This is a genomic window from uncultured Rikenella sp. (assembly GCF_948810725.1).
Classification (GTDB): Bacteria; Bacteroidota; Bacteroidia; order Bacteroidales; family Rikenellaceae; genus Rikenella.
Genome location: NZ_CAQIVA010000001.1, coordinates 108,808 through 129,346, shown reverse-complemented (window position 1 = coordinate 129,346; position 20,539 = coordinate 108,808). Strand labels below are relative to the sequence as shown.

Genomic DNA, 20,539 nt, shown 5'->3' with positions numbered 1-20,539 from the left:
ATGAGCAATACAGTAATACGACCCAAAGACCGAGCCGAATGGCTCGAATACCGCAAAGACGGTATCGGTAGTTCCGAAGTAGCGACAATCCTCGGCCTCAATCCGTGGGAAACTCCTTATCAGCTATGGAGACGCAAAAAAGGGCTGGACGCCCCTAAAGACGAAACCTTTGCGATGAAAGCCGGGCATTATCTCGAAGATGCCGTATCGCAGTTTTGGGCTGACGCAACAGGCCGTGAGGTCATCAAAAGTTCAGCCGGAGATTGGTTGTTCAAGAACAATGAAAAAGGGTTTTTGCAGGCCTCCCCCGACCGTACTTATTGGCTGGACGGACACCGAAACCCGAACAACAAGGGGATATTGGAGTGTAAAACAACCCAAATGTCAATCGACCCCGACGACCTGCCGAAACATTGGTTCTGCCAGGTTCAATACCTGCTCGGAGTTTCGGAGTTTAAGCAAGGCTCGCTGGCTTGGCTCTGTTCCGGCCGAGAATTCGGGTACAAGGACATCGCATTTGTTCCAGACTTCTTCGGCTGGATGATTGAGGAGGTTGAACGCTTTTGGGTTGATAACATCATCGGAAACGTGGAACCGGATGCGACCACCGTTACAGACGTTATCACGAAATATTCCCGCCATACGGAGGGTAAAATTCTCGAAGTTACCGACGACATCCTCTCGGCCTGCAATCAACTGAAAGGGGTAAAAGCCGAACTTGCCAAACTCGAAGCCACCAAAGAAGAACTTGAATCGAAAATCAAAATGGGCTTCGGGGATGCAGAAGCTATTAGTTACGGAGGACAAACCCTCGCAACGTGGAAAACATCCAAAGACAGCGCAAAATTCGATAGCAAGGCTTTCGGGAAAGCCCACCCCGACCTCGCACAAGAGTTTACGAAAATGGTACCTGGCACACGCCGGTTTATCCTAAAATAGAGGGAATGTATGCAATATCAAACCAGCAGCGAGAGGAAATTATGAAACTTCTCGCTGCTTTACAAGACCTGCCCGGCAAAGATACCAAGACTATAAATATCAAACGCCGAGCGGTCATACTGACAAGGAAGTTGAACAATAAAAAGCAGATAGACAATGATACCAAATGATTTTTTAGGGCAATTATGGGGGTATAAACTGAACAGTTAAATTTTCTTTGTTCAAAATATGATTGTATTATAATCATTTTATTATTTTCGCAAAACCAAAAGTAACAGAGTATGAATAAGAAAGAACATAGCACTGTATATGGGTGGGAGTGGCCGAAAGGCCTCCCTACGCTCCTGTTATGCGTGGTAGCCCTAAATACGGTGCTTTTTAATACTATACGGCTATGATTACGTTACGTTCCAATCAATCAGAGCCGATAAACAAGGCGATTGCATTTTTCAACGAAAAGAAGCCGAAACCGAGTTTGATAGTACTCCCCACAGCGTGGGGAAAATCAATCCTTACTGCTTTCGTTGCGAAGAACTGCACGGATAAATTACTCGTTTTACAGCCCTCAAAGGAGCTGTTGGAGCAAAACTACAAAAAATACCTATCGTTATGCGGGTTCGTAACCAACGCCGGTATCTACTCCGCATCATTCGGTCGAAAGGACATCGCACAAATTACCTACGCCACTATCGGCAGCATCAAATCGCTCGGGGCGACATTCAAACAAATGGGCTTTACAAAAATGCTCATTGACGAGGCGCATCTATATCCCCGTGAATCCGATAGTATGCTTGGCAAGTTCCTCGAAGAAAGCGGGATTACACACGTTCTCGGCATAACGGCCACGCCTGTCAAATTACAGACCAACCGAGACCTCGACGGCAACACATTCTCCAAACTCGTGATGCTGACCTCCCGCAGCAAGAAAGGCAATTTCTTCAAAGACATAATCCACGTCGGGCAGGTTCGGGAAATGGTGGAACTCGGATTTTGGAGCAAACTCGTGTATCGGGCTGCCGATTTTGATGATAGTATGCTCGTGTTCAACACCTCGAAATCCGAGTACACCGAATCAAGTGTTCAGCAGGCGTACAACGCCAACAATGGCGCAGGAGGCATAATTGACGCACTCGATGCCAACAAAGACCGCAGGCATATTCTCGTGTTTGTTCCGAGCGTCCAAGACGCTATCGACCTATCACAGCGATACGAAAATTCGGCTGTGATTTATGGCGACATGGATAAGCGGCAACGGGATTTCGTCATATCGGAATTCCGAGCCGGACGCATACGGGTAATTTTCAACGTGCGGGTGCTTTCAACGGGTTTCGACTACACGGGGATAGATTGTATTGTTCTCGGCATTTCAACGGCTTCAATCGCCCTGTATTACCAAATCATCGGACGTGCGACACGTATCGACGAGGGCAAACAGGACGCCCTCATTATCGACCTCGGCGGTAATGTAGCCCGTTTCGGCAAGGTCGAGGACATCACATTTGAACGGGGGAAAATATGGCGAATGTTCGGCAGCGGTGGAAAGTTGTTGAGCGGCATACCTATCAGCGACATCGGACGGGTAACAAAACAGGACGTGGACGCTATGGATGCCGGGAAAAAAGCCGTTATCGAGGTCATGCCTTTCGGCAAGTACAAAGGCGAGCGCATCACCGACATTCCGGCCAGCTATCGACAATGGTGTTTGGCAAATTTCGAGTGGAAAGCCCACAACGAAAACCTCCGGCAATCACTCTTAGCGACACTTAAAAATTAAGAATATGGCAAGACCCAAGAAAAATAATGCAGAGTATTTCACGCACGACGCCGATATGCGGAATGACGTGAAAATAAAGGCTCTCCGCCGTAAATTTTCCCACACAGGGTATGCCGTATGGAATTACCTGTTGGAAACACTCACAGACTACGATTTTTTCGAGGTCGAGTGGGAGGAAATAAACATCGAACTCCTTGCGGCGGATTATGACGTATCGGTTAGCGAGCTGACCGAAATTGTTGAATACTGCGTAAAAATCGGGCTGTTGCAGCGGGCAGGGAATAAACTCTTTTCCCAAGCCCACCAGCAACGGTTCGCCTCTTTGCTTGCAAACCGAGAACGGAAGCGCATTTCAGAGGGGCAAAACGCAAGTATGACGAATAATGGCGGAGTTATGGCGAGCCAAAACCCCGTTGAAACAGACGAAACCGATGCAAGCGGCAACCCAAAACAACATAGTAAAGGAGAGGAGAGCAAAGGAGAGGAAAAGAAAGGAGAAATAAAATATCCTTATCAGGATATTGCCGTCCTGTGGAACTCGATATGCAAGAGCCTCCCGAGAATCTCAAAGTTATCAGACCCTCGGCGGGCAAAGATAAAAGCCCGGCTCAACGAGTTCGGCAAGCCCGAAAGTTGGATGCCGACCTGCGAGGCTTTGTTTGAGGCAGTCGAGGCATCCAGCTTCTTGCGGGGCGAAAACAAATCGAATTGGCAGGCGTCATTCGACTGGCTGTTCAGCAACGGCACGAACTGGGTTAAGGTCATGGAGGGCAATTACGCCAACAAAGGCCAACAACACAAAGCCGGTTCCACCACCCTCGGTTGTGATGAACGCATCGAGAACGGACGCCGGACGTATGGGTCGGGAAAGGTTACAATCCCGATGAACGCTCCACCCCGACCGGGCGATAAATACGCTTGGGATAGTTCAACGCAAAAATGGGTGTTGTTATGATGCGGTGGAGAGAATTGGGGATAGAAATCCCGTACAATCGCACGAGCGGCAACATCAAGACCTACTGCCCTCAATGTAGGGACAGCCGCCACAACAAACGGGATAAAAGCCTATCGGTGGACTTGGCGACAGGTGTATTCAACTGCCACTATTGCGGGTGGGCGGGCTGCGCCGCTGAAAAAGAGAAGCGTTGGGACAAACCGTTTTACAACCCCCGCCCGCTGGCACGTCAGAAACCCGAATACAAAAAGCCAAAACAGACGGGCAATACCTCAATGAGCAGCAAGGCCGTTGCGTGGTTTGCCGGGCGGGGCATAAGCCAAAAGACGCTCGAACAGATGCGGGTTACGGAGGGTATGGAGTGGATGCCGCAGAAAAACGGGCAAGCCAACACAATCCAATTCAACTACTACCACAAGGGCGAATTGGTAAACACGAAGTTCCGCACGGGCGACAAGTGCTTCAAAATGGTATCGGGGGCAGAGTTACTGCCGTACAATATCGACGCTATCAAAGGGAAAAAGGAGTGCATCATCACGGAGGGCGAAATGGACGCCCTCTCGTTCATTGAATGCGGGCGCACGGACGTTGTAAGTGTGCCGAACGGGGCAAATGCCAACCTCTCCTACCTGGACGAATACATCGAGGAGTATTTCGAGGACAAAGACACGATTTTCATTGCATCGGACACCGACACCAAAGGCGTCATCCTGCGGGACGAGCTGTTACGGCGTTTCGGGGCTGACCGCTGCCGCATTCTCGAATACGGGGAGGGATGCAAGGACGCTAACGAGCATTTGATGAAGTTCGGACAGGATAGCCTACTGAAATGCCTCGACGATGCGCCGGAGGTAAAGGTCGAGGGGATTTTCACGGTTTCGGACTTTGAACAATCGCTGGACGCCATTTTTGAACACGGTTTGCAAAAGGGGGTAACAATCGGACACGACAATTTCGACCGCTTGTGTTCATTCGAGACCAAACGCCTCTGCATCGTAACAGGTATTCCGGGCAGCGGTAAATCGGAGTTCATCGACGAGATTGCCGAACGGCTCAATATGCGGTACGGGTGGAGATTCGCATATTTCAGCCCCGAAAACGCCCCACTCGCCTATCACGCATCCAAGTTGATAGAGAAGTTTACCGGCAAGAAATTCAGCAAGGAAACGCTTAAATTCGGGGAATACCGGCTGGTAAAAGAACACCTCGAAGATAACTTCTATTTCATCAGTCCGGCGGATAATTTCCGAGTTGATACAATCCTCGAAAAAGCCAAATTCCTCGTCCGGCGGCGAGGCATCAAAGCCCTCGTAATCGACCCGTACAACCGATTGGAGAGCCAACAGGGGAACCGGAACGAAACGCAGTACATCAGCGAACTCCTCGACAAGCTGACAAATTTCGCTCAAATCAATGACATCCTCATAATTCTGATGGCGCACCCGACCAAGCAGCCGAAGAACAAGGACGGAGTAATTGAAGCCCCGACGCTGTATGACATCAGCGGCTCGGCCAACTTCTACAACAAAGCCGATTTCGGCATCGTGGTACACCGGAACCGCCTTGAAAACACGGTCGAGGTTCACGTTCAGAAAGTCAAGTTCCGACACCTCGGAGAGTGCGGGACTTGCCAATTCAAGTATAACATCAACAACGGGCGGTACACACCGTTCGACGGCGCAAGTTTCGACGCTATTGCTTGGGACAACACGAACCACCTGCAACAACACCAACAAGAGCTGTTGGAGGAGGCATACCGCAGCAGCGTATTTGATTTCCAAGACGACGATATGCCGGACGACGATTGCCCATTCTAAATATACAGATTATGAAACAATTACTCATATCATTTTCGGGAGGAGCAACGAGTGCATATATGACAAAAATGCTCTTGGATAATCTTGACCGAACAGAATACGAAATAAAAGTTGTATTTGCCAACACGGGAAAAGAGCGGGAAGAAACCTTACAATTTATTCGAGAATGCGATACCCGCTGGGGATTCAATACTGTGTGGGTCGAATGTATTACAAACCCGGAACGAGGGAAAGGCGTATCAGCAAGAGTGGTTGATTTTGAGACTGCGAGCCGCCACGGAGAACCTTTTGAGGCCAGCATCAAGAAACACGGCATATCGAATGTAAACCAACCTCTATGTACCCGTGAACTGAAAACCTACACGATAAACGCTTATATGCGACAAATAGGTTGGAAGCACTATCATCGTGCAATAGGAATTCGATTGGACGAGATAGACAGGGTAAATCCAAACTATAAAAAAGAACGCATAATCTATCCCTGCATATCTATGTTTCCCTCACGCAGAGAGGACATCAATGCATTTTGGGCGGCGCAAGATTTCTCGCTAAACCTAAAATCATATCAAGGAAATTGCGATTGCTGTTACAAAAAATCACTCCGCAAACTGCTGACGATAGCGCACGAAGAACCTGAACGATTCCAATGGAGGGCGGACATGGAGGCTAAATATGAAAACTATCTCCCGGACAGCAGGAAAAACAATCCCAAAGTAAAATTTCCTATACGGTTTTTCCGAGGCAATTTATCGGCAAACGAAATACTCCAAATGAGCAAATCATTCACTGATTTCGCCTCCGATGATAGCAAAAAGACAAACACCTACAAACAATTATCCCTATTCGGGAACGAGTTGGACACTCCAAACGGATGTAGCGAAAGTTGTGAAGCATTCTAACTACATGGAAACGAATATAATATATAACATTGACTGCCTTACGGGGTTACGCAATCTGCCTGACGATAGCATAGATTGTTGTGTTACCTCCCCGCCGTATTTCAACCTGCGGGATTATGGAGTGAACGGTCAAATCGGGTTAGAGGATACGCCTGAACAATACATTCAAAAGCTGGTCGGCGTATTCCACGAGGTAAGGCGGGTATTAGCCCCTGCGGGGACATTGTGGGTAAACATTGGAGATTGCTATGCTGGCAGCGGAAAAGGGGCAGCAAACTATCCCGACAATGCCATGAAATACAAGCAGGGGACAAATCGAGGGACTGTTGGACAGTCAGCCATAGTCAAGAAATTCGACGGCTACAAGAGCAAAGACCTCATTGGCATACCTTGGATGCTGGCCTTTGCGTTACGGGCGGACGGCTGGTTTCTGCGGCAGGATATTATTTGGGCAAAGCCTAACCCCATGCCGGAAAGTATGAAAGACCGGTGTACGAAATCCCATGAATATATCTTCTTGCTCACCAAATCCCCGAAATATTACTTCGACTGTGAGGCTATCCATGAAAAGGCCGTAACAAGCGGCACAATCCCGACAAATGCACCTCGCTACGGCGGTAACAAATACACGGCGACCCCCGAAAAGTTTTACCGGACAAAAAGCGGCAACGCATATATCGACAGGGAATTTCGGAACAAAAGAGACGTATGGACAGTCCCGACACAACCCCTGCAAGAAGCGCATTTTGCGACGTTCCCCGAAAAATTGGTGGCTGACTGCATTTTGGCCGGATGCCCTGAAAATGGAATCGTCCTCGACCCATTTATGGGTTCCGGAACGACGGGCATAGTCGCCCGAAAATTTAACCGTAAATACATCGGGTTCGAGTTGAATCCCGAATACATAGAAATCGCCGACAAGCGATTGAAAAAAGAACTCGGATTATTCATTTAACCTCAATAACAGTATGAAGACGTATGTAATTACACTCTCAAAGCGGTTTCCGACCGGTCATAATCGGGCGGGCGACCTGACATTTTTTCTCGAAGCATTATCAAACGCTTTGCATAACGCCGAAGCAACACTTACCGTAGATGATGCCGACGATACATCAATTCAAATCTACGAACGGAAAATCCACACGATTCGGGCAAATTATCCCCTTTGGGCAAAACGCATCGCCGAGGTTGAACGGGGTGAGGCTTGCCTATCAATCCGGCAATGGACGGGTAAACCTTACCGCAGCAAACAGGTAGAAATTGCCCGACTGACAAAGGAGGACGGCGTGGGCATTCAAAAAGTAGAGCTCACCAATGATTTAGCGGAGTGCATTACCGGAGGACGACATTATAGCTATGTTGATATTGCTCGAAACGACGGATTACACCCTGCCGATTGGCTTGATTGGTTCAAGGGATATGAACTCGCACAGCCTATGGTAATTATTCACTTTACCAAATTCCGCTACTAAAATGACAACAAAAGAACATATCATTCAGTATTGCAAAGACCACAATTTCAAACTCAGAGAGGAAGATTTCGACGGTTCTATTTATCAGTACAGCAAATATTTATCGAAAACTATACTCCTGTTTATCGGCGTATCTGACACCATGTTGAATGTCGGAATAATAGTTCTCGACACGCAGCAACAAGTTTACAAAAAAGATACGACGCTTCCCATTTCGCTCATTGAGCCGAGCTATTGGCGGCTCCATTTGAGTACAATGGTTCACGACGTTGTGGCGGCTGTATTCGACGAAATGACCAACCTCGGTTTTAAGCCTAAAAAATGACTGCCATGAAGTTACTCTATATCGACTTATTCTGCGGGGCGGGCGGAACCTCTACCGGCGTTGAGAACGCCCGCTATGAGGGTCGGCAATGTGCAAAGGTCATCGGATGCGTGAACCATGACGCCAACGCCATAGCCTCACACGCCGCCAACCACCCCGACGCTATGCACTTCACGGAGGATATTCGGACGCTGGAACTCTCCCCGTTGATAGCCCATATTGCCAAAATGCGGAAACTCTATCCCGACGCATTCGTTGTGTTATGGGCGAGCCTCGAATGTACGAATTTTAGCAAGGCCAAAGGCGGGCAGCCCCGTGATGCCGACAGCCGGACGCTGGCCGAACACCTGTTCCGCTATATCGATGCTATCAATCCAGACTACATTCAGATTGAGAACGTCGAGGAGTTTATGAGCTGGGGCGACCTCGACGAAAACGGCAAACCGATAAGCAAGGACGCCGGGCGATTGTACCAACAATGGGTGGCGAACGTCTGCGGGTATGGTTACCGGTTTGCTCATCGCATACTTAACTCTGCCGACTATGGAGCGTACACCTCCCGTCGCCGGTTTTTCGGCATCTTCGCAAAAGGGAGCCTCCCGATTGTGTTTCCCGAACCGACGCACAGCAAAGAGGGAGCGGCTGGGTTATTCGGACGGTTGCACCGCTGGAAGCCCGTGCGGGAGGTGTTGGACTTCTCGGACGAGGGAGAAAGCATCTTCGGGCGCAAAAAACCGCTCGTCGATGCGACGCTGGAACGGATATATGCGGGGCTGATAAAGTTCGTTGCGGGCGGTAAGGAGGCGTTCTTGGTAAAGTGGAACAGTATGAGCCGGACAGGTAAATACCAGGCTCCGGGCATTGACGAGCCGTGTCCGACTGTTGCAACGCAAAGTAGGCTCGGCGTGGCAAAGATAAGTTTCCTATCCAAGTATTTCGGCGGCAGCCCGGAGGGGAAGAGCGTATCGGTCGAGGAACCGGCAGGGGCAATAACCACAAGAGACCACCACTCGTTCATCACAGCCTATTATGGCAACGGGCACAATCACAGCATTGACGAACCGGCTCCAACGCTGACGACGAAAGACCGGCTCGCATTTGTTGATATGCAGTACGGGAACGGGACACCCTGCGACATCGAAACACCCGCTCCGACCGTTACCACCAACCCCAAACACCAACTCGTTACCTGCAAACCGTGGATAATGAACACGAGTTTCAAGAACACAGGGAGCAGCATCGACGAACCGGCACAGACAGTAACGGCGAACCGGAAATGGCACTACCTGATGAACCCGCAATTCCAATCCGCAGGAGGTTCAGTCGATAGCCCCTGTTTTACGCTTATCGCTCGTATGGATAAAATGCCACCTTACCTCATTCAGACAGAACAGGGCGAAATGGCTATCGTTATCGAACCGGACGACAGCCCCGCAATGGTAAAAATCAAACAATTTATGGCATTGTACGGCATTATCGACATCAAAATGCGAATGCTCCGCATACCGGAATTGAAACGGATTATGGGTTTCCCCTCCGATTATGTTCTCGTCGGGACACAGGCAGACCAAAAGAAATTTATCGGTAACGCCGTGGAAGTCAATATGGCACGGGTTCTCTGCGAGGCTCTTTGCGCTCGACTGATTGAGGAGGACATCAAGCCGATACGGGCGAAAACGAAACGCAAATAAAAAAAACGCACTATAAATCATCGAATTATGAAAGTTAAAGAAATCATCAAGTATCTGCACAACTACCAAAAGTGGCGGCGAGGGGCTGACCTACCGATGCCCAACCCCAAAGAATTGGGGATGGCGATTGACGGGGCGATTCGTGAACTGCGAAACTTCCAACGGCTGAAAATCAAACTCGACAAGAAAAGCCCCAAATGAAATGCCACTACATATACACCGAGGACGGCGAAAAGGTGCTTATCCCGTACTGTTGGCCGGTGGTTCTTTCGGGGGATATGTCGCAATGCACCTGCCGCCCTGAAAAGACCTTTGCTGCTTTCGAGCGTGAGCGGTACAATGAAACCGTAAAGGCTCTGCGGGCGGAAATAAAGGATTTGGAACACGAAAATGCCTATCTCAATAGGATAATCAAAAAACTCACAAAACAAAAACGTAAAAAAAATGAAAACAATGACGAAAGAGCAGCTTGCGGAGCTGCTGAACGGTAACGAATACCGTGATGAAATGACAAAAGAACAGGAACAGGCTGCCAAGCAAAACAATCTGTTGGTGCTGTTCGGTGCATCGGATGACCTGCTCGAAATGCGAGGGGCTATCCGTGATGAAGTCGGAGCCTATGACGGCGGAGAGTATGCGCTTGCATTGGACGGCGAACTGTATGCCGACGGCGAGGAAGAAAACACCTACCACAAGGCCATAGGCAACGAGGTTATACCCATTTCGGACGAGTGCGACAACGACGACAATCCCCGCCTCATTCGAGCCGAGTGGTGTCCCGACGACCAACCGGCTTTGAGTTGGCGTATATCCTCCAATATGCCCTGCGCCTCGTTCACAATCAAGGAGGACGGAGAGCCATACTGCGAGGGCATAGTTATCGACATCGACGAAATAATCCCCAACAACCAATAACGACACAACAATTATGGGAAACTTTGGAATTAAAATCGACCTCCTGAAACTGAAAAACAGTTTCGTAACCAACCTCAAAGGCAAAGCGGCCACGAAACGCTGCTTGGTTATTCCTATCGACGACAGCGGAGTTTACCTCGGCGAGAAAGGGGTGTATTTGAACCTCACAGCCGTCGAAATGCGGGAACAGCGATACGGCGATACGCACGTCCTCAAACAAAGCCTCGCCAAAGAGGTGTACCAAGCCATGAGCGAGGAGGAACGTATGGCGCAGCCCATATTCGGGGCATTGAAACCTATCGAAAGCCAGCAGCGGCAAATGGAAGTAACGCAGACCACCAACGCAACGGAGGCTGTCGAAGACCCCGACGACCTCCCGTTCTGACATCCGGCGGACAAAAGCACGGCACAATTCGGGGAGCAATCCCCGTTTTGTTGTCTTGCCCGAAATCAGCCCCAAATTCAAACGATATGACAACAGATAAGCAAACACCCGACAAGCCAAAAAGAAAGGCACAGAAGCCGCAGAAACAGCCAAAAATGGATGTATTCACGGCTATATGCAAAAGCGACCTAAAAATAGAGGTCGTCAAAGAATACCTATTCCACCCCACCCGCAAATGGAGGTTCGACTATGCCATACCCGACCATAAAATAGCCCTCGAAGTCGAGGGCGGTGTGTGGACAGGCGGACGCCATACCCGCCCGCAAGGGTTTCTCGGCGACATCGAAAAGTACAATGCCGGGACACTCCTCGGCTGGCGGATATTCAGAGTAACGCCCGACGACCTATGCAGGTTGAAGACGCTGGAATTGATAAAACAGGCTATTTCAGCCTAAAAACTCATTTTTCAGCCCTAAAAGCGATTATAATATAATCATTTTGGCTAATTTTGTCGAAACTAACAAATTTATTGGGATGATAAAGTTTTCAGAATTTGTATCGCTCGGACACCCTGACAAGATTGCGGACTACATTTCGCAATATCTCCTCGACCGATACATCGAACACGACCCGCAAACCCGATATGCGGTAGAAGTACAAATCAAGGATTATCGGGTAACGCTCGGCGGCGAGGTATCAAGCAAGCACCGGTTCAGCACGGATGAAATTCATCAGTTCGTGCGAGCGGCTGTAAACGACATCGGGTACACACGAGAGTATCAGCAGCGTTGGGGAGCCGACAATACTATCTGCGGCGACACGCTCCAAATAATGTCGCTCATTTCGCAACAGAGCGATGACATTGCACAGGGGTTGTCCGGCTGGGGCGACCAAGGCATTTTCTTCGGTTATTGTGAGTACCGTCCCGATACCTGCGGAATGCCTCTCGACCATACCCTCGCCAAGAGGTTGTGCAAAGCCCTATTCGAGAGTGGAATCGGAGGCCTTGACATCAAAACGCAGGTCATTACCCGCAATGATAAAGTTGAAAAGGTCATCGTTGCAATCCCGCTGCTCAACGACACGAGCAAAAAGACCGTGAAACACTTTGTGCGCTCACGTATCAAAGGCCGGTATCAGCTCATCATCAACGGCACGGGGAGGTATGTCAAACATTCGTCTATCGCAGACTGCGGAACAACCGGACGCAAGTTGGCTGTGGATTTCTACGGCGGTAACAGCAAAATCGGAGGCGGTTCCCCCTGGACGAAAGACGCAAGCAAGGCCGACCTCACGCTGAACCTCGCCGCCCGCCGCCTCGCTATCAGCTACTCGATGAAATATAAAACGGACGTAACGACCGCCCTCGCCTGCTGCATCGGCAAACAGGCTGTGGATTTCATCGTTCAAGACACGGCGGGGAACACGCTGGCCGAGGGAACAATGGACATTAACCCGCAGGAGATATGCAAAGAGTTCAAGTTGGACACCCCGATTTATGCGTCTATGTGCCGTTGGGGGCTGTTCGGCGAGTATCAGCAGGACAAAGTATGGGAATAAGGCTATGAAAACGGAACTCGTAAAACTTTCACAAATACAGGTAAACGGGGCGAACCCCCGTATTATCAAAGACGACAAGTTTGCCAAGTTGGTAAACTCCATACTCGATTTTCCGAAGATGCTGGAACTTCGACCGATTGTAGTGGATGATACGTTCGTTTCTTTGGGAGGAAATATGCGCTACCGGGCATTGTCGTTTATTGCTGATATGCCTTTTGACGACCTGAAAGCCCGCCTTTGCGACATTCGAGGATTTCAGAAGAAAACCGAGGCGGAGAAAGAGGCTTTGATAGCATACTGGGAGCGTTGGCAGGATAATCCGACCGCCCCCATTATCCGTGCAGCAGACTTATCGGATGCCGAGCAAAAGGCGTTCATCATCAAAGATAACGTGGGCTATGGAGAATGGGACTACGATATGCTGGCAAACGATTGGGAGGCGGAAGACCTCGAAGATTGGGGGCTGGACGTATGGCAGTCCGACAACAACGGCGGCGGCGGTACAGGCGAAAGCAGCAAGCCTGCCAACGGGTCTTTGACCGACCGTTTCGTTATCCCTCCGTTCTCAATCCTCGACACCCGCAAAGGCTATTGGCAAGCCCGCAAAAAGGTTTGGCGAGAACTTATCGGAGATATGGGCGAAAGCCGCAACGACACGCTGATAACAAGCCCCGAAATCAAGTACAAAGACATCTACCAAAAGACACGGGAACATCGTGAATCGCTCGGTCTGTCGTTCAAAGAATACCTCGACAAATATGTACCGGAGGAGGTCAAAGAGCGGGAGGCATCCAAAGTCCTGTCGGCTGGCGTGTCGCTGCTCGACCCCGTAATGGCAGAACTCATTTGCCGTTGGTTCGGGCTGGAGAAATGCAAGACTTTCGACTGCTTTGCGGGTGATAGCGTATTCGGCTATGTATCGGCCTATCTCGGTAATGAATTTACCGGCATCGAACTCCGTCCCGAACAGGCTCAACTCAACAATGAACGGGTGGAGGGTATGGCCGCTTGCTATATCTGCGATGACGGGCAAAATGTCGGGCAGCACATTGAGCCGAACAGTATGGATTTACTGTTCAGTTGCCCGCCGTACTATGACCTCGAAAAATACTCCGACCTCGAAAATGACGCCTCGAATCAGGGAACATACGAGGAGTTCCTCACGATTCTGACCAACGCTTTCAAATCCGCCCTCGGCTGCTTGAAAGAAAACCGGTTTGCAGTTATTGTCGTCGGGGATGTTCGGGACAAGAAAACAGGGTTCTACTACAATTTCATCGACGATATGAAACGCATCTTCAAAGAAAACGGAGCAGCCCTGTATAACGAACTTATCCTCATTGAAACGGGAGCCAGCACAGCCCTCCGTGCAGCCCGCTATATGGAGAGCCGCAAGGTTGCCAAGATGCACCAAAATATCCTCGTGTTCTACAAAGGCAACACAAAGGAAATCAAGAACAACTATAAAAAAATCGAATATGCAAGCGAAGATTTGGAACTTTTCAGAGTGGATAGCGGAGACGAACCCGCAGAAGATTAGGGAGCATTTCGATGCGCTGTTACGCAAAGCGGGGTTCAATATTCTCCGCTTTACGGCGCATAATTTCAAACCGCAGGGATATACTGCCTTGTGGCTGCTCTCGGAAAGCCATTTTGCCGTACACACGTTCCCTGAGTATGGCAAGACGTATATCGAGTTGTCGAGTTGCAACCTCGAATATTACCAGCGTTTTTTGGAAATGACAAAGGAGTTGTAAGATGAGCGAGGCACAACAGAGAAAGCGTCGGCAGTTGAAGCTATCCCGCCTCGAAATCGTGGCGCAACTCTACAAACGGGGTTACAGCATACGAAAAATCCAGTCCGAGGTCATGAAACGCCTCGGGCTGGAAACCTATTCGACGGCCACCGTGAACAGGGACATCCAAACCCTCCTCAAAGAGTGGCGGGAAAGCCGTTTGGAGAATATGGATTTGGCTTTGCAGCTCGAATTGGAGCGTATCGACGAAACGTGCAGGGAGTTGTGGGAGCAATGGGAAAAATCGAAAACCGACTACACCAAGACCGCCCGTAAACAGAAAGGTTCGCCGACACGGGACAGCCAAACAGGGGCGACATCTATCCGCACCTATCAAACCGAGCGGACTGAAACCGAGGTAACACGCCTCGGCGACCCGTCGTACATTGCGGAAATCAGACAGCAGCTTGCAGAACGCAGGAAGTTGCTTGGCCTGTACGCTCCTGAAAAGAAAGATATTTCGGGCGATATGAGTTTTGCGGCGTTCCTTATTGAGAGCGGCATCGTGGATGACAATGAACAGAAATAACGACATATTGCGGCAGCGGGGCATCGACCTGATGCGTTCGTGGAGAGAGGATTGGAACCGGTTTGTCCGGGACGGTCTCGGCGTAACCCTTGACCGGGAACAGCAGGAGATTTTATCCAGCGTCCAATTCAATCCCCGCACATCTGTTGCCTCCGGTACGGCTCGTGGCAAAGATTTCGTCGCAGCCTGCGCCGCCATATCGTTTCTGTACCTGACGCCCCGCTGGAATACCCAACGCCAACTCATCGAGAACACGAAAGTAGCCCTCACCGCCCCGACTGACAGGCAGGTAAAAAATATTATGATGCCGGAAATTTCACGGCTCTACAACAGGGCGAAATCACGAGGCATCGTGCTGCCTGGACGACTGAACGCCTATGACATACGCACGGACAGCGAAGAATGGTTCTTGACGGGTTTCAAGGCCGACGAGAATAACCACGAGGCGTGGTCGGGTTTTCACGCCGTAAATACGATGTTCGTTATCACGGAGGCATCCGGTATCAGCGACAACACGTTTGAAGCTATCGAGGGAAACTTGCAGGGCAACAGCCGTGTTTTGCTGGTGTTCAACCCCAACACCCCTATCGGATATGCAGCTCGCAGCCAACGAGGGGAACGCTGGACGAAATTCCGGCTGAACAGCCTTACAGCCCCAAACGTCATCGAGCATAAAATAATTATCCCCGGACAGGTCGATTATGAATGGGTCGTCGATAAACTCGAACAATGGTGTACCCGTATCGACAAATCGGAGGTTCAGGAAGAACTCGACGACTTCTGCTTCGAGGGGAAATGGTATCGCCCCGAAGACCTGTTCCGCAAAAAGGTTCTCGGCAAATTTCCGAAAGTGGCCGATGACGTGCTTATTCCGATGCAATGGATTGAGGCAGCGCAGGAACGTTGGCGGAAATACAAGGGGGAACGCACGGGTACAAATTGGCTCGGTGTCGATGTGGCTGGAATGGGACGGGACGCAACGGTCTATTGCAACCGCATCGAGAATTGGGTTGCTCCGTTCAAAAAGCACAATTCGGGCGGCACGGCAGACCACATGCGGGTTGCGGGTGACATCATCAATCACCGCCGCCAATACCCTACATCGTTCGTCAGCATCGACACAATCGGCGAGGGTGCGGGTGTCTATGCACGGGCACACGAGATTGACGACAGCCCGTGTATCATCAGTTGTAAATATAGCGAGGGAGCAAAAGCCCGTGATAAAGAACTGACCGACATAACGGGGCAATACAAATTCCTCAATATGCGGGCATACCTGTTTTGGTGCATACGGGATTGGCTCAACCCGAAGAATAACACGGGGGCAATGTTGCCACCGGACGACGAGTTTACCGAGGAAGCGACTGAAATCCGGTGGTCATTCCGTTCCGACGGAAAAATCGTAATTGAACCAAAAGAGGACATCAAAAAACGGCTCGGACGCTCTACCGACAAATTCGATGCGCTGGCCAACACGTTCTATCCGATTGTCATCAGGCGTCCGGTGGACAAAAAACGTATCGCACGGGCTGTGTACTAATTTTTTTCGCAAACAAAGTGATTATAATATAAACAATCATGGCAACAATCCAAGAAATCATCGACAAGAACAGGCCGGTAACAGAGATTATTTCCGACCTGAAAGAAAAGGCCGTTTACGTGCAACCGTGGACAGGACGCTGGGGATTGATACACGAATACGACCCCAAGCGACATCCTGTGATGAACAAAGCCAAATACCCCGACATTGTGAACGAGGACGGCTCTATCGACTACGTTACACGTATCACATACGACCTGCAACGGTTGGCTGTAAAACGTATGACGGAACTCTGCTTCGGCATACCTGTCAAGCGCATCTATAAACCCAATAACGACGAGGAGCAGAAAGTCGCCAAAATGTTGGAGGCAATCTACGAGCGGAACCGCATCGACAGCGTGAACATCGAACGGAGTAATATGCTATTCGCCGGTTGTGAGGTTATGACGCTGTGGTACGCTGTCGAGCAACGGCACGACCTTTATGGATTCAATAGCCCGCTGAAACTACGATGCAAAAACTACTCGCCGATGCAGGGGGACGAACTGTATCCGTTGTTCGATGAGTACGGTGATATGATTGCTCTATCGGTGGGCTACACCCGAAAGAAACTCGGTAAAACCGTTTCGTACTTCGACACTTACACCGACAGTAAGCACCTGAAATGGTCGAACGAGAACAACGGCTGGCAGCTTATCGAGGACGAGGATATTACCCTCGGCAAAATTCCTGGTGTGTATATGTTCCGCTCGACCCCCATTTGGGAGGACACCTCGAAAATCGTGTTCGAGATTGAATGGGCGTTGAGCCGCAACGGTAATTACCTCCGCAAGAACAGTAAACCGGTATTCTGCGTGTTTGCGGACGAAGAAATACAATTCGGCGAGGAACAACCCGAAAACAAGGAATTCAGAAGCGTCCTCCAATATCCGAAAGGTTCTTCTGCGGGGTATATCACCTGGGAGCAAGCGGTTGAAAATCTGAAATTTTTTGTTACCGAACTCCGGCAATCATTCTTCACGCAGTTGCAGTTACCGGATTGGAGTTACGAGAGTATGAAATCCAACCCTATGTCGGGCGAAAGCCGCAAGCAGCTATTCATCGACGCCCAACTCAAAGTCAAGGACGAGAGCGGGCGACTGATTGAATTCCTTGACCGTGAAATGAACGTCGTCAAAGCGTTCCTCAAAACGATGTTGCCCGAAAAGCAATGGAAAGACGTGGACAGTCTGCAAGTGGAAATGGAGATAACGCCGTTCACGATTACAGACGATAAGGACACCATTGCGAACCTCACGACGGCCAACGGCGGCAAACCTATCATTTCACAGCGGCAAAGCGTCGAAATGCTCGGCTGGAGCAATGACGTTGATAAAACGATGCAAGAACTCAGCGAAGAAAAAACCGTCGATGCGTTCCACCTAACCGAATAGCCACATGACGAAAGTACGCATATCACAAATGACATTCGGGGAAAGCGAATTTGTCAGAGGCAACAAGGTTTGGAGAGCAGAATCGCTATACCTGTTCGCACAGGCCAAAGGCTACGAAGTCCGAGACCTACCGCTGTGGGCGGTGGACTTGACCGACAACCCGTTCCCTGCGGACAACCTCTCGCAGTTCATCTTCCAATGTAAGCGGGTGCAGGATTGCTCGCTGGACTATCCTATCATCCTCGACGATTGCGGGCAGATTGCCGATGGCTATCATCGCCTATGCAAAGCAATTTTGGAGGGACGTGAAACCATAAAAGCGATACGGTTGGAGGAAATGCCTGCCCCCGACCGTATAGAGGAGGGATAACTATGGCCGCAGCGAGAAAAAAGCCACAGCGGGAACGTCCAAAATATTCGTGTCGGGACTGCATACACAGCTACGATTGGCACGAAAAGAATTGGCGGGGCGAACTGTTTATGTGCCGCTGCCCGCACTACAAAGAGGGGAAGTTCTCGAAATTCTTGGACGACCCACAATGCAACGTATTTGAATTGAGAAACAATGGCACGGTTGGACAAATGGGAGAGTAAGCACCTGAAAGACGTGGAGCGTTATGCACGGCAGATTGAAGCTATTTATCAGTCTGCCGTGCGTGAGGCTGCCGCTATCGGGGCTACAATACCCAATTTCAACCCCAACAAGCCCTTTTCGTTCGCCAACTACCCAAGTACAAAGGCTCGCATCGAAAAGTTGCTACACACGCTAAAAACGGGCATATCGACGGTTGTTCTGAACGGCATCGAGGCAGAGTGGACATTGGCGAACAACAAAAATAACGAGTTGTGCAACGTCGTATTCGGCAAATACGCCAAGATGCTATCGCCGGAACAGGCTCGTCGATATTACAACCCAAACGATAATGCCCACAAAGCGTTCATGGAGCGCAAAATCGGAGGGTTGAAACTGTCTGACAGGGTATGGCGGTACACGGAGCAATTCAAGGCGGAGATAGAAATGGGCATCGACCTCGGCCTGCGGGATGGGCTTTCGGCGGATGAAATGAGCCGGACATTACGGCAATATCTCCGACACCCCGACAAACTGTTCCGCCGTGTGCGGGACGAACACGGGCAATTGCACCTGTCGCAATGGGCAGCAGCATATAGCCCCGGACAAGGAGTTTATCGTTCGTCATACAAAAATGCCCACCGTTTGGCGGCCACAGAAACGAACATCGCCTACCGGACTTCTGATTATACTCGCTGGCAACAACTCGATTTCGTGGTAGGCATCGAAATCAGGTTGTCAAATAACCACACCCTCAATGGGCGGGCGTTTACCGACATTTGCGATGAGTTGGCCGGACGTTACCCAAAGAATTTCAAATTCACGGGCTGGCATCCGTATTGTCGTTGCCACGCAGTAGTGATACTCAAAACATTGGAAGAAATCAAAGCCGACAACGAGCGGATAATGCTCGGACAACCGCTGAACGGAGAAAGCGCAAACAGGGTGTCCGACGTACCGCCTAATTTCAAGGCGTGGAGAACCCGGAACCACGACAGGATTCAAAAGGCTACCAAGAATGGGACGCTGCCTTATTTCCTGAAAGACAACAGACAATACGCATCATAAGCACAAAACAAGGGCGGCCAATGATGACCGCCCTCATTTTTTCAGATTCTACCTCACGCCAAAATCACGTCGAGGCGTAACATAATACCCAACGCCGATGCGATGCGAATAAACGAGGAGAGTTGCAAATCGGTTTCCCCTTTCTCGATACGATTGATGTAGGTGCGTTCCCGCCCTACACGTTCGGCAAGTTCTTTTTGCGTCATACCGAGTTCTTTGCGCCGCTCCCGCAACATTTCGCCATAATACCAGGCACGAGCCTTTGCGTCGAATTCCTCACGTTCCGGAGTGCCGACCTCGCCAACCTCTTTGGCGAGTACCGTTTCGGCCTTTACGAACCCCGGTTTCTTGCTGAAATCCGTCTGCCGGAGTTTCTGCAATTCCTCTGCTGTTAATCGGTTGTTTGTCGTACTCATAGCAATTTCCTTAAAATGTTGATAGCCTTTGTAATCTCTTTGTCGTAATCCTTTGTGCTTTTCTTTATAAAGCCGTTCAGTAGGATAACGCTCGATGCGAGGTTGATATTTTCATTGTCCGCCGAAAATAGGATAACCCGAACTTCATTATCAACCGAAACACGCAATTCGTAAAAATCGGTGCTCGTCAATTTCTTCACGAATTTAGTCGGTATCGGCTGTACGGTTTCCAAAATTGATACCGCATAGCGCAGTTTTTCACGGGTGCGAGGGTTTGAATTCCTTTCAAACTCAATGTATTCCGGCGAAAATATCAAATCTCTTTTCATCTTTATCATTGTTTCTACATTGCAAATGTAACTAATTAGTTACACTTATACAAATCTTTCACAAGAAATGTGCCTATTTTCTCCGCTTTTTTCGCAATACGGGTTCTTTTGTGATACGACACCGC

At 49.7% G+C, this 20,539-nt stretch carries 24 protein-coding genes; 22 read left to right on the top strand and 2 right to left on the bottom strand.

Annotation, left to right across the window (positions count from 1 at the left end; translation table 11 throughout):
- The 22 genes from Q9S52_RS00675 to Q9S52_RS00570 all read left to right on the top strand — a co-directional run bounded on the left by Q9S52_RS00675 (position 1) and on the right by Q9S52_RS00570 (position 19,669).
- Entirely contained in the window at positions 1–939 is a 939-nt protein-coding gene (locus Q9S52_RS00675) for a YqaJ viral recombinase family protein (RefSeq protein WP_304707683.1), read from the top strand.
- A gap of 394 nt (positions 940–1,333) precedes the next feature.
- Entirely contained in the window at positions 1,334–2,713 is a 1,380-nt protein-coding gene (locus Q9S52_RS00670; protein WP_304707681.1) for a putative quorum-sensing-regulated virulence factor, read from the top strand.
- Between the two features lie 4 nt (positions 2,714–2,717).
- Positions 2,718–3,668: a DUF4373 domain-containing protein gene (locus tag Q9S52_RS00665; protein WP_304707678.1), complete on the top strand. Its 951-nt coding sequence runs from the start codon at positions 2,718–2,720 to the stop codon at positions 3,666–3,668.
- The gene (locus tag Q9S52_RS00660) at positions 3,665–5,485 is read left to right on the top strand and encodes a bifunctional DNA primase/helicase (protein ID WP_304707676.1); all 1,821 of its coding nucleotides are present in this window, start codon (positions 3,665–3,667) and stop codon (positions 5,483–5,485) included. The genes Q9S52_RS00665 and Q9S52_RS00660 overlap by 4 nt, the downstream gene beginning before the upstream one ends.
- Positions 5,486–5,496: 11 nt before the next feature.
- The gene (locus Q9S52_RS00655; protein ID WP_304707674.1) at positions 5,497–6,384 is read left to right on the top strand and encodes a phosphoadenosine phosphosulfate reductase family protein; all 888 of its coding nucleotides are present in this window, start codon (positions 5,497–5,499) and stop codon (positions 6,382–6,384) included.
- Between the two features lie 4 nt (positions 6,385–6,388).
- Positions 6,389–7,339: a site-specific DNA-methyltransferase gene (locus tag Q9S52_RS00650; protein WP_304707672.1), complete on the top strand. Its 951-nt coding sequence runs from the start codon at positions 6,389–6,391 to the stop codon at positions 7,337–7,339.
- Positions 7,340–7,352: 13 nt separating this feature from the next.
- A complete protein-coding gene (locus Q9S52_RS00645) occupies positions 7,353–7,856 on the top strand; it encodes a hypothetical protein (RefSeq protein ID WP_304707670.1) in 504 nt (167 codons plus the stop codon).
- Between the two features lies 1 nt (position 7,857).
- The gene (locus tag Q9S52_RS00640) at positions 7,858–8,181 is read left to right on the top strand and encodes a hypothetical protein (protein ID WP_304707668.1); all 324 of its coding nucleotides are present in this window, start codon (positions 7,858–7,860) and stop codon (positions 8,179–8,181) included.
- Positions 8,178–9,872: a DNA cytosine methyltransferase gene (locus Q9S52_RS00635; protein WP_304707666.1), complete on the top strand. Its 1,695-nt coding sequence runs from the start codon at positions 8,178–8,180 to the stop codon at positions 9,870–9,872. Before Q9S52_RS00640 ends, Q9S52_RS00635 begins: the two co-directional genes overlap by 4 nt.
- Before the next feature lie 27 nt (positions 9,873–9,899).
- Positions 9,900–10,073: a hypothetical protein gene (locus Q9S52_RS00630; RefSeq protein ID WP_304707664.1), complete on the top strand. Its 174-nt coding sequence runs from the start codon at positions 9,900–9,902 to the stop codon at positions 10,071–10,073.
- Positions 10,070–10,363: a hypothetical protein gene (locus Q9S52_RS00625; RefSeq protein WP_304707662.1), complete on the top strand. Its 294-nt coding sequence runs from the start codon at positions 10,070–10,072 to the stop codon at positions 10,361–10,363. Before Q9S52_RS00630 ends, Q9S52_RS00625 begins: the two co-directional genes overlap by 4 nt.
- Complete coding sequence (locus Q9S52_RS00620) at positions 10,317–10,787, top strand: hypothetical protein (RefSeq protein ID WP_304707660.1); 471 nt, start codon at positions 10,317–10,319, stop codon at positions 10,785–10,787. The genes Q9S52_RS00625 and Q9S52_RS00620 overlap by 47 nt, the downstream gene beginning before the upstream one ends.
- A gap of 13 nt (positions 10,788–10,800) precedes the next feature.
- A complete protein-coding gene (locus tag Q9S52_RS00615; RefSeq protein WP_304707658.1) occupies positions 10,801–11,172 on the top strand; it encodes a hypothetical protein in 372 nt (123 codons plus the stop codon).
- Between the two features lie 86 nt (positions 11,173–11,258).
- Positions 11,259–11,627 carry a hypothetical protein gene (locus Q9S52_RS00610; RefSeq protein WP_304707656.1) on the top strand — a complete coding sequence of 123 codons (369 nt, stop codon included), beginning with the start codon at positions 11,259–11,261 and terminating at the stop codon, positions 11,625–11,627.
- Between the two features lie 79 nt (positions 11,628–11,706).
- Positions 11,707–12,732: a methionine adenosyltransferase domain-containing protein gene (locus tag Q9S52_RS00605; RefSeq protein WP_304707654.1), complete on the top strand. Its 1,026-nt coding sequence runs from the start codon at positions 11,707–11,709 to the stop codon at positions 12,730–12,732.
- Positions 12,733–12,736: 4 nt separating this feature from the next.
- Complete coding sequence (locus Q9S52_RS00600; RefSeq protein ID WP_304707652.1) at positions 12,737–14,272, top strand: DNA methyltransferase; 1,536 nt, start codon at positions 12,737–12,739, stop codon at positions 14,270–14,272.
- Positions 14,211–14,489 (top strand): S-adenosylmethionine decarboxylase family protein, encoded by a 279-nt coding sequence (locus Q9S52_RS00595; protein ID WP_026089712.1) that lies wholly within the window; start codon positions 14,211–14,213, stop codon positions 14,487–14,489. Before Q9S52_RS00600 ends, Q9S52_RS00595 begins: the two co-directional genes overlap by 62 nt.
- 112 nt (positions 14,490–14,601) lie before the next feature.
- Complete coding sequence (locus Q9S52_RS00590; RefSeq protein ID WP_304707646.1) at positions 14,602–15,057, top strand: hypothetical protein; 456 nt, start codon at positions 14,602–14,604, stop codon at positions 15,055–15,057.
- Positions 15,044–16,597, top strand: coding sequence for a hypothetical protein (locus tag Q9S52_RS00585; RefSeq protein ID WP_304707644.1), 1,554 nt, complete (start codon positions 15,044–15,046; stop codon positions 16,595–16,597). The genes Q9S52_RS00590 and Q9S52_RS00585 overlap by 14 nt, the downstream gene beginning before the upstream one ends.
- A gap of 38 nt (positions 16,598–16,635) precedes the next feature.
- Positions 16,636–18,030, top strand: coding sequence for a phage portal protein (locus Q9S52_RS00580; protein ID WP_304707642.1), 1,395 nt, complete (start codon positions 16,636–16,638; stop codon positions 18,028–18,030).
- 4 nt (positions 18,031–18,034) lie between these two features.
- On the top strand, positions 18,035–18,400 hold the full coding sequence (locus Q9S52_RS00575) for a hypothetical protein (protein ID WP_304707640.1): 366 nt from the start codon (positions 18,035–18,037) through the stop codon (positions 18,398–18,400).
- A gap of 195 nt (positions 18,401–18,595) precedes the next feature.
- On the top strand, positions 18,596–19,669 hold the full coding sequence (locus Q9S52_RS00570; RefSeq protein WP_304707638.1) for a hypothetical protein: 1,074 nt from the start codon (positions 18,596–18,598) through the stop codon (positions 19,667–19,669).
- A gap of 53 nt (positions 19,670–19,722) precedes the next feature.
- Here Q9S52_RS00570 and Q9S52_RS00565 read toward each other — a convergent pair whose 3' ends face one another.
- Complete coding sequence (locus Q9S52_RS00565) at positions 19,723–20,085, bottom strand: helix-turn-helix domain-containing protein (protein ID WP_304707635.1); 363 nt, start codon at positions 20,083–20,085, stop codon at positions 19,723–19,725.
- Positions 20,082–20,414, bottom strand: a complete 333-nt coding sequence (locus Q9S52_RS00560) for a type II toxin-antitoxin system RelE/ParE family toxin (RefSeq protein WP_304707633.1) — start codon at positions 20,412–20,414, stop codon at positions 20,082–20,084. Before Q9S52_RS00560 ends, Q9S52_RS00565 begins: the two co-directional genes overlap by 4 nt.
- Positions 20,415–20,539: the final 125 nt, after the last annotated feature.